The organism is Acinetobacter sp. F9 (assembly GCF_019195275.1).
In the GTDB taxonomy this organism is placed as follows: Bacteria; Pseudomonadota; Gammaproteobacteria; order Pseudomonadales; family Moraxellaceae; genus Acinetobacter; species Acinetobacter pseudolwoffii.
Genome location: NZ_CP078068.1, coordinates 1,301,705 through 1,312,413 on the forward strand (window position 1 = coordinate 1,301,705; position 10,709 = coordinate 1,312,413).

A 10,709-nucleotide genomic window follows, 5' to 3' on the forward strand; every position below is an offset into this window, starting at 1 on the left:
TAGACAGTTTTTTTTACTTTCAAACTATTTATTTGATTTTTTTTTAATAAAATTAGATAGTTAATATAACCTTAACAATGGACAAATATTATTTAACAAAAACTAACAAATTGTTTCATGTTTTATTTGAATTTTCCCATATAACGATTTAGTCAAAATAATCATCATTACATGAATCATGTTTAAGCCAATGACTCCATAATCTGAATTGCTGAATGATTTCAGTGGCTCAATTTATATGCACATAGTGAGATATAGATCTCACATAAAAAACCATTAATATTAGGTAATGCTGATCAGTTAAGGAGTTTAGAAATAGACTCTTTAATTTTTTAGTCATTCAAGGCGGAGTATTAATGTTATAAATCAAATTCTTGTAAATTATTTGTTACTTTGGTTTCGCCCAAAGTAACCAAAGGCATTTGTCATCCGCAAAACTCGTCAGCCACCATCGACTAGTAAATTTGTCGCAGAAACAATCATTTTTAAATCTAGTCCTGCCTCAAACAGTTGCGGATGACTTTTCTATCTATCAGATATAATTATGAATTTGAAAAAGAAAATCCGTGTGGTGTCTGCCTGCCTTCATATCCCATACGGCGCAAAGCCATAATAAAAACGGTGTCTGATTTAGGCTTATTCTTATCCGATCTGCTCGGAAATAAATAATCTGAATTGGTTTGGTAGGTCTGCAATTCTTTTAATATCGTCACTGCTTGAGTAGATAAAGGCACAACATGCTCACGCCGTTTCTTCATACGGTGCTCTGGGATATTCCATAGCCCTTGTTCAAGGTCGAACTCCTCCCATTTAGCTCCCCTTAACTCAGTAGGTCGGCAAAATAACATTGCTAAAAGCTGCAATCCCATCCGAACATCTATAGTTGGATAATTATTGATTGCTCTTAGTAGTGCTGGTAACTCCTGCTCAGTCACATGAGCCATATTTTCTTTTTTGCCTTGTTGTAGGTATTTTCGGATGCCTTCCACCAGGTTGTAATCCATTCTCCCAGTTACTTTGGCAAAATCGTATATATCACGACACATAGCACGAACTCGGTTCACCTGTTCATATATATCCTGCTTCTGCTGAATACCTTTTAAATGATTCATCCATTCAATCGGTTTTATGCTGGTGTACAAGCGTTTGCCAAAAACAGAAAATACATGTTTTTCCAATGCACTTTTATTTCTGGTCATCGTGTCCTGCACCCAAGTATTCGCTTTGGTGTCTAACCATTCACGGGCCAGAACTTCAAAGGTGGCATTGTGCTGTTCTAGTTCTTGCCGTTTACGTTCTTGCTTGGTGATGATTGGATTATCGCCGTGTGAAATATCCTTAATGATTTCTCTGGCCTTTTTACGTGCGCCAGCTCCCGACAATTCAGGATACGTACCGATGCCAAGCCGCGACCATTTGCCATTTGCCTTCTTGTATCTGAATAACCACGCTTTTTTACTATCAGGCTTTACACGGGAATATAAGCCTTCGCCGTCCAGCTCCCGATACTCTTTTGATTCAGGTTCCAGATTAGCTAATATGGTATCTGATAGCGGCCACTTTTTAATATCGGATCTTTTCATTTTTGTATCACTGCGGTTTCAATAATTATTGAATGACACAAAGTGTGATACATGATAAGCAATGCTATAGATATTTATAATTCGTTATAAGTACCCGTAAAAAAAGCCCTGAATCCTTTATAGATCTGGGCTTTCCAATTCATAAGTCATTATATAACGTCATGTGAATTTATAAATTTGGTGGAGGTGGCGTCAATTGAACTCAAAAACCAACCCATTCATTTTAAACACAATTTTATAAATATAAATATTAATTGACCCAATTTTGACCCAAATTAGATTTAGTGCATTGAATCACTTTAAAATCCTGTTCAAATCCGAATTCAGGATTTGAAATGGCGTACAGCATTATAGCAGAACATTATACTGAAAAATAATTGCAATGTTATAACGTTACAATTAATTCCTTGTGATATTAATAATCACCTTAACCTCATTATGACTCAATTTTTAATTTGTATTTTTGCTTAGGACTCTTAGGCTTATCAGGAAGGGTGCGTTCAACCACACCTGCTTCTAATGCTGGAGTTAAATAATTTTTTTGGAATGTTGCTCGGTGGGACAAGTCTAAAAGAGCCATCAGCTCAGTTAAGCTATATTCCTTCTGCTCCATATTCTGGATGAGACGTTTAACTTGATCGCTAACTTGTACGCTAGCTTGAGCGGTATCTTGATCGCTGGCATCGGAACTGAGAATTGCATCTAGAATCATCTGCAAAATAAACTCAATAAAAGGTGCAGAATCTGAACGATCTGTGCTCGCTTGCAATGCATCGTAATAAGCTTTTTGGTTTTGATAAATCAAGCTTTCTACAGGGATATTGAGAAAAATTGGATTCCACTGGCTTAAGATTAAAGTTTGCCATAAACGCCCCATACGCCCATTGCCATCAGCAAATGGGTGTATAAACTCAAACTCATAATGAAATACTGAACTCTGAATTAATGGGTGCTCATTGCCTTCATCCAACCACTGCAATAACTCTCCCATTAAACGGTGGACTTGATTTGCAGGCGGAGCCATATGCACGACTCGATCCCCTGACATCACACCAACCCCACCATGGCGGTACTGTCCAACCTCATCAATCAGTCCTGTCATCAATATTTGATGTGCTTTCAGCAAATGAGATTCTTGATCAGGATTCCAATCTTGAATTTCTTCATATGCCTTTAGGGCATTACGTACCTCTTGAACTTCTTTAGGTGGAGCGATAATGGTCTTGCCATTCAGGATCGCTGTGATTTGCTCTGTACTCAAGGTATTCCCTTCAATTGCTAAAGACCCTTGAATCGTTCGAATACGATTAGCTTTTCGCAATTGAAGGCTATCTTGGATTTGGGTTAATGCAGTCAAACGCCCTATTGATTCACTAATTTGTGCAATCAAGTGAATAATTTTAGAGGTGATCGTATAAGGCGGTTGATATTTCATGCCATTCCTAATTGATGTAAAAACAAAGCACAGTTGATTAAACTCTAAAATATTAATATTTCATAGCTTAGTGAGTAATACCTACTACAAGCATGCTGTTTTTTTCTATCCTGAAACAGTGTGATAACTAATCAGTTATTTTTTAAAATTCTGCTTTGCTTTATCTATATTTTAAATATAGGCAGGAAATTGCATTGTTCAAAGTTATTGATAGGCTTAAAAAATTGGCATTCATTCATAAATAGGAATGACTGTACCTCTCACCTACTCATGAATTTAAAATTAATGAAAGCTGGCTATCCGCTTTGTGTGATTACTGTAGAAAATCGATTGGCTTACTATGAAGCTATTGATCAGTGAATGGCTTATAGGAAAAACGAAGCATTGATCGAATGCACCGCTCATACAGTTTTGTAGGAGTTGTAGCCCTCTCCATTCATCTTGGACATTCAATCAAATTTATAGTCCAAAACATTTTCACCGCAACATGGTTTCAGCCCACTATGGCTAACAAAATATACAACTTATACAACTTATACAGAGTATTTTCATGCAATAGGGCTAACTTATATTTGTTTTTGTGATATAAATCACATAGCTTTTCTCATTAAAAGTTTGAATTCACTACAATGGTTTTAGATCTCCATGCAGACATATATTCCTTATCATCTTAGGGTACAGTTAAAACAAATCGACCCTATTCTTGATAAACATTGGCAGCAACAACTGGATTCTATTCTATCTACGACACCACAAGCACTACATCAAAAAATAGAAGACCAGTATCTAAAAGCAAAATATATATCGTGGAATTACCTGAACCAAACTTTTGAGTTTAAAGGCCATATCAGCCTCAAAGAACTTCAGCTCAACACGCAAAATTTCGAGTTACTACAACTTGCGCACAGAATTAATACAACCTTTAGCTATCTACAAAGCTATCAAACTGACTTCCAGATTGCCGATTACTTAGAAACTATTGTTCGTGAGATCAATCAAATCGATTTGGACAATCCAAAAGACATTCAAGCCCAACAACTGATCAAAAAAGCATTTCTGTATGATACAGCCCTCATCATTCGAGAATTAAATTTTTCTGTTTCTGAAAATCACCGTCACTTGAATATTGAGCAAGTCCGTACCTTTATCTTTGAAGTCTTCATGAAAAGTGAAATTTTGGGAAGCTGGTTTGCCCATATTTTACCGAGTGAATATGCTGATCAGGAACTGACCATTTTTCAGGATTATTTTATTAGTGAACAACAGGTGCGTGATTTTGAAATTATCAAAACCTTTCAATATTATTTTGTCCTGAGCAGCTCTTATAACAGTTCAATTTCCGCTTATTCAATTCGCCGCTTTTTAACCGAAGAAAGCTTTGGTAAAGAGGACCGGTTCTATATCAGTGGTTTGGTTCTGGATCCGCAACAGCTTAATCAAGCAAATTATTTTGAAAATTTCAAACAGCTCATGACCCGAATTATTGGCATTCAGAGCCAAATGAATCCACATATTGTAGAGCTAGTTGAATCGCTACACGAGTATAACCATCAACGGCTCATCCCGAGTTTGAAAGAAATCTTAAATATCCAAAGTTTTTCCATCGAGCATTTGGTCAAAGAACATCTAGAAATTTTAGAGAAAGATTTATCCTTAAATATTCTCGAACCTTTCCTAAAAGGATTAAAAAACAGCGTTCAACATACTGATGAATTAGAATTTTGTTATTTAAATATTTTAAGATTAATCAATGAATTTCTACATCAACTTGAAATTTTATCGCAGGAGCCGATTCTGCAGTTTAATCCCCATGCACGCCTGTTTAAATATCGGTTAATTGCCTATTTAAAATTATTGGAACAGCGACGAGCACAAATTTTTGTACTCTTTCATGATGAGTTTCACTATCAGCAACATGTGCAAGAGGTTTCAGCACCCACTCAGGAAATGAGAGAATTGCTCAATGATGCGATTGAGCAAACTCGTCAAATCCAGCAACACATACGCCAATTAGAACGTGAAACGCAAAATAAACAAAATGCCAGTTTCATTAAACGGCTCTTTAAAAATCCTGAAAATCATGAATTTAAGATCAATGAATTAAAACAGAATATTATTGATGTTCGAGATCGTTGCTATCTCAGAATTATTGCTCTTCAAAAACAGACCACTCAGGTAAGTGTGTATTTAGAAGCAAAAAATTTAATTCCGGTGGGCTCCAAAATGCGCCATTATGCCTTTGCCAATGGTGAAAATGGGGTGACACGTTTACCGCTGCTGTTACAGCTGCCTGAAGAGCGTAATAGCTTCAATATGCAGAGCATGCTCTTGGCTTTAAACTATGAATTTATGCTGTCTGCGAAAAGCTGGGGAATTTCACAGAAGACTTAGAGCCTGTTCAATTAGCAACCTGAGTAGCTAACAAAGTTAGTGGTTACCCAATCAATAGATTTTTCTCAATAATGTATAAGGAATTAGAAAAAAATTAACTATACTTTTTTAATATTTCCAAGAATTTTTCTAATTCTTCTTGATTATATTCACCTTCTAGCACATGAGTCTTTAAATGCTATTCTATTAACTCATTCATAAGACCATTGAGCGCCCCTTTAATAGCAGCTACTTGCTGTAATATTGCTATACAAGGTACATCTCTATCCGTGACTGCATTATGAATAGCATTAATCTGCCCCTGTAATCTTCGAATTCTATGTAAAACTTTTTTGTCACTATATAAATGACCCATGGCTTTGCTCTGCAATTTTTAATGTATTGAGATTGAAAATATTTCATTTCTCTTATAATGACTAATAACATCTGATCTTTTAAACCCTACGATGGGTTTGATAGAATCAACCTATTTTAATTGAAATATTGAATAATAAGTGTGATAATTTTCACTATTTATTAAAATTTGTATATCTACCTCTCATGTATAATAAATTTAAGGGTTTTACACTTATAGAGCTCATGGCGACTATCGCAATTGTGGCAATCTTGGCCGCAATTGCCCTCCCTTCATACCAAAATTATATTAAAAGGGCTAACATTAAAGCTGCTCAGACAGACCTAGTTGCTTTGAGCTTAGTCTTTGAAAATTACTATCAACGTAATTTATCTTATCCTAATCAGGACTATACAACTACAAGCGCACTTAGTGCTTCCACTGCGTTCCCGCAATGGTCTGCAAGTAAAATAGATATTTTTGAATTCTCTAGCACCAAAGTAGATAGTGGAAAAGGTTATGAATTAAAAGCAACTGCGAAAGATTCTAACAATCTTAAGGGATGTATTTTAAAACTATCAAATACCAATTTGAGAACTGCAACAACTAGCTGTGATGGTAAAACCACATGGTAAGTTTTAAGCTAAAAGAACGTGGTGTAAGCCTTATGGAGCTTATGATTACAATCACGATATTAGCTATCTTAGTCGTAACTGGAACTTCATTAACAGCTTTATGGTCAAAACAAGCAGAACTAGATAAGGCTACAATGTCTTTAAAAAGTGCGATGAGTTTAGCCAGGTCAACAGCTATTCGGAACGAGTTTTCTCAAAATTCAGATGACGCTGCCAGTCAAATTTGTTTTGATCAAAATAAGAATGAACTTTCTGTACATAAAGCTACAGCAACAGAATCAGCCAGTTGTACTACTACTGTTGTATTCAGTTACCCATTAAGTTCGACTATAGAAATAAAAAACGCTAACAACACTGATTTCAAATGTTTTTCTTTTAACAGTTTCGGTCAAATTACGACTGAAATTACCGGAAATTGTAAAACCAACTTATCGCTTACGATAAGTAATGGATCTCTCAATGAAACCAATAATCTCATCTAAATCAAACCAAAAGGGTGTTGGCTTATTAGAAGCTCTTATTGCAGTAGCATTATCAAGCATTGTAATTTTGGGTGCTGTATATAGCACTGGTCGGATGCTGAAAAGCCAGCAGCAAAATAATTTGCAATACATTGTAATTAATGAGTTACGTACCAAACTACAGAGTGCGACAGTTGAACAAAAAGAGGCTTGGTGTACAGGTACTTCACATCCCACTATTACTCTGCCCAACGAAACAGAAGCTATTGAAATAACTGTAACTTGTGAATCAATTGAAGTTACTGTTAATAATGCTGCTAATCCGACTTATAACAAAACAATCACTGAAAAACAGCCTATTAAATTTGAAATTGAAAGCGCTTCTTTAGGTGGGAAAGTTACTGTGGGAGAGGCACTAAAATGAAGTATCAATCAGGCACAACATTAATCAGCTTATTAGTAGGTTTATTGATTGCAATGCTATGTATCCTTGCCCTACTCAGTTCTTATCGCACGATAGTTAAAACTGGTGTTGAGTCTCGTATTGCAGCAACTCATGATACACAGTTACAAGCTGGCCTAACTACAGCACAGATGTTTTTGCAAAATGCAGGTTTTGGCTTATACGGCTCTAATAATCTATTAACTACAACCATTCAAGTTGGATCAAAAAATATGTCAGCTGTGTTATGGCGTTATAAGAATGGCACCCAGATGATTTGCCAAGGACTTGCTGATACTGAAAGTTCAGATAATAAAAAAAGACTATTTGTTTTACTTGAAGGTTTTGAAAATGATAGTGATGCTCCGTGTAATGAAACACTAAATTTAGGTTCATTTAAGTGGAAAGTAAAAAGTACCTTGGCCCATTTAGAAGATTATTCTACTGACAAATCAAATCCTAAGCAGATCACATTCAACCAAACAACATCTACCTGCACTCCCTTTGGAGCAGGAACAGTAGAAGAAAGTCCCCAGCACCCTTTGATTATTATTTCTGCAAAAACAAGTACTCAAAAAAATGCAGGATTAGAATCAGTTCAAGTTCCTGTTTGTCTTTTAAACATTCAGTCTTAATGGGGAAATCTTATGACAATAGAAAATAAACTGATTCCACATACACAACGTGGCTTTGCGACGGTTCTCGTAGTTCTACTTGTTGGATTGGCTGTTGCTGCTTCGGCATTAGGAACAGCTTATTATATTAACACCTCTCAAAAAAGTTTAATTTCAAGTCATGCTTTAACTAATGCTCAATCCGGGGCATGGACGGGTGTAGAAATTTTTAGAAAGTACTTAAATCGTCTTGATGCTGCAGGTATCTTATCATTAGATGGACAAAATTTAACTCTTAATGTCCAAGATGGACGTGAACTAAAAGTAAGTAATATCGCTATCCAAACAGTTACTGATGCTGAGCAATACCGTGTGACTGCAAATATTCAAAATATAAGTACCTCCTCAGATGCATCTTCAACTATACAAACTGTTTATGAGGTTTCCTTAGTTCCAGAATCCTCTACAGAAGATTCAGATACTGGAAATACCATTTCATTCCCAAGTGCAATGAATTTTTATGGAGATCTTGATGCAAATGGTGGTATTAGTTTCTCAAATGCTGGGGATCGCGCTGTAGTAAATGTTGCTGGAGACTTTCGAACAGGTTCAGGATTATCAGGAATTAAAGAGCTCAAAGTGTTAGGGGATGTTGATATCGCTGGTGGAGGAATCACAGGGTTAGAAAATATTTATTCAAATGGTAATGTTACTTTAAAAGCTAGCGGAACAGCCTCTCTAGTTTCTGCTAAAGGTAAGGTAACAACAACTGGTAGTGTAGCTGTTAATGATATTTATGCTGATGAAGATGTAAGCATTGGTAGTAGCGGAAACTTTAATAGTATTGATACTAAAGCTTCTCTTTCAGTTAATGGAAATGCCAATATTACTAAAGCAACGGCAGGAAATAAAATCACCGTTAAAAATGGAACTATTTCAAATGCATTAGCGAATTCAGATATTGAATATAATGTTTGGAATGAAATAGTTGTAGCTAAAAGTGGAAATATATTCAATTGTGTAAGTAAAAATTGGAACAACTATAAACAGATATCTGCAGTTGGTTTTAAGTCTTGTCCTGATGATAAATCTGGGAAATTTACTTATTTGACCGCTGGCACGAAAGTAGCATTTCCAACTGGCGCTCTAGTCACAGTTACAATGGCCCAAAAGCCGCTCATTAATGCACTAGACTATGAAGAACAGGCTAACTATGTATTTAGTGTTAATAACAACAATCAAATTATGGTCTATGTTCGTAATGTTGAAGGTATTAGTGAAGGGAATTACCATCTTGGAAAAGTAAATATTAACTATTCCCAATCATGGGGCTATTTATGTAAGAACGTAGATGCTAATAATTTCTGTACAAGTACTGTTGTTGGTAATTTTGCAAAAAAATATGGCTGGGTAAATGAAATTATCACATATTCAAATGGTGTGTGGACACTAAAAGATACACAAAATACAGAAACTTCGATTGCTAGTGGGGTTTTGTTATTTAAAGGTACATCAGTTAATTTGAGTATGGGTAATTATGCCAATACTATTATTTCTACTGGTGACATCAGATATGGTGGAAGTATTACTCTAAAAGCCCCTAACTACGCAGGTGCACCAGTAGTTTGTGGTTCAAATTATTTTTCAAGGCCACAAAATTTATGCAGTTCACAAAGTAGTCTAAGTTTAGCGAGTATAGGCAATATCGCATTAATTGCAGGTTCTTGTACTGATGCAAGCTCTTTAGAAACATGTAGTGCGAGTTATGTTGGCGGCAATATTAAAGTAACAGCTCAGGCATCAATTGAAGGAAATATTATAGCTGGCAATAGTTTAGATACATCAGGACAAACAGTTATCAAAGGTTCCATCCTGGCTGCTGCTCTAGGAGCAAATAATCAATCTAAAATGAGTGGGTCAACCACTATTGATTTTAATGGTACAACCAGTACGGATACGACTATTAGTGTGCCAGGTAAAGAAGATCAAGAAGAAGTAGAAGACGAGACCACAACTCAAAGGGTTAGAATCAAATGGGCTAGATATATTTGAGAGGAAAGCCATTGCTAGAATATACAGAAGTTTAAGATAACATTTAGGTAACTAGATTTCTCAAAAAATGGTAGCACGGTTGCCATTTTTTGGACCTGTAAATAATTTTTTTGTATTTTCTTTTTTATAAATTAAAGGTAAGTATCTCGTTAAATACGATATCGCTGATCAATTAAAGTTAAAATGATTTCTGAGATGGTGGCAGCTTAACTGACGATCTATTATGAATTCCTATAGATAGTAATTGTTTTTCATTATTCAACTTTTACCCATAATTTACCCAATTATCATAAATTTATGAAGCCCATAACGTAAGTTATGGGCTTCATATTTTGTATCGCCTGCGTACAAGAGAAACGCAACTGAAAAGGATTTTTGACTTGTATATTTTACTTGCCTAAAAAATTAGGCTGTTTCCTCCGCTCTCGAAACATAAGCAAGTTCAACCGACATATACCAGATATTAGCAAAAGCAAAACATCACTAAAGACTACTTGCTAAAAATAAGATTAATCAATTACTTATCAGCCTACAAGCGTTAAATACTTATTCATTGAAATTAGCCTACCAACGCCTAGGTGATAAAATAATAATTAAAAATCATATAGATATAACTAGAATTTTTGTGTTTTAAAAATTAAAGAATTTCATGTTGCTTAAACAATGCTGTAAAGAAATCTTTTACAACTGATACCGCATTATCTCCGGGTGTATTTTGATCATTATAGAACTCCGCACCACCGAAGCGGTAAACCTCATACC

General features: G+C 35.4%; 7 protein-coding genes and 2 pseudogenes. 6 read left to right on the forward strand and 3 right to left on the reverse strand.

Features of this window, described 5'->3' with window-relative positions; all coding sequences use genetic code 11:
- Positions 1-560 precede the first annotated feature (560 nt).
- Together KT990_RS06290 and KT990_RS06295 are read right to left on the reverse strand one after the other, a co-directional pair.
- A pseudogene (locus tag KT990_RS06290) lies at positions 561-1,583 on the reverse strand (tyrosine-type recombinase/integrase); the annotation flags it as partial.
- A 436-nt stretch (positions 1,584-2,019) separates the two neighbouring features.
- Entirely contained in the window at positions 2,020-3,018 is a 999-nt protein-coding gene (locus KT990_RS06295) for a Fic family protein (RefSeq protein WP_218209321.1), read from the reverse strand.
- A 645-nt stretch (positions 3,019-3,663) separates the two neighbouring features.
- Between KT990_RS06295 and KT990_RS06300 the strand changes: the two genes are divergently transcribed.
- Positions 3,664-5,409 carry a hypothetical protein gene (locus tag KT990_RS06300; protein WP_218209322.1) on the forward strand — a complete coding sequence of 582 codons (1,746 nt, stop codon included), beginning with the start codon at positions 3,664-3,666 and terminating at the stop codon, positions 5,407-5,409.
- Positions 5,410-5,503: 94 nt separating this feature from the next.
- On the opposite strand, the pseudogene KT990_RS06305 reads toward KT990_RS06300, so the two are convergent.
- Positions 5,504-5,764: pseudogene (locus tag KT990_RS06305) on the reverse strand (metal/formaldehyde-sensitive transcriptional repressor).
- 224 nt (positions 5,765-5,988) lie between these two features.
- Here KT990_RS06305 and KT990_RS06310 point away from each other — a divergent pair.
- From KT990_RS06310 to KT990_RS06330, 5 genes are read left to right on the forward strand one after another with little or no spacing between them, the layout of a single operon-like run.
- Positions 5,989-6,378 carry a type IV pilin protein gene (locus tag KT990_RS06310; RefSeq protein ID WP_323912909.1) on the forward strand — a complete coding sequence of 130 codons (390 nt, stop codon included), beginning with the start codon at positions 5,989-5,991 and terminating at the stop codon, positions 6,376-6,378.
- Positions 6,372-6,860: a GspH/FimT family pseudopilin gene (locus tag KT990_RS06315; protein ID WP_218209324.1), complete on the forward strand. Its 489-nt coding sequence runs from the start codon at positions 6,372-6,374 to the stop codon at positions 6,858-6,860. The genes KT990_RS06310 and KT990_RS06315 overlap by 7 nt, the downstream gene beginning before the upstream one ends.
- Positions 6,838-7,263, forward strand: coding sequence for a type IV pilus modification PilV family protein (locus KT990_RS06320; RefSeq protein WP_171533322.1), 426 nt, complete (start codon positions 6,838-6,840; stop codon positions 7,261-7,263). Before KT990_RS06315 ends, KT990_RS06320 begins: the two co-directional genes overlap by 23 nt.
- Positions 7,260-7,916 carry a PilW family protein gene (locus KT990_RS06325; protein WP_218209325.1) on the forward strand — a complete coding sequence of 219 codons (657 nt, stop codon included), beginning with the start codon at positions 7,260-7,262 and terminating at the stop codon, positions 7,914-7,916. Before KT990_RS06320 ends, KT990_RS06325 begins: the two co-directional genes overlap by 4 nt.
- A gap of 12 nt (positions 7,917-7,928) precedes the next feature.
- Entirely contained in the window at positions 7,929-9,947 is a 2,019-nt protein-coding gene (locus KT990_RS06330; RefSeq protein ID WP_218209326.1) for a hypothetical protein, read from the forward strand.
- Positions 9,948-10,709 lie beyond the last annotated feature (762 nt).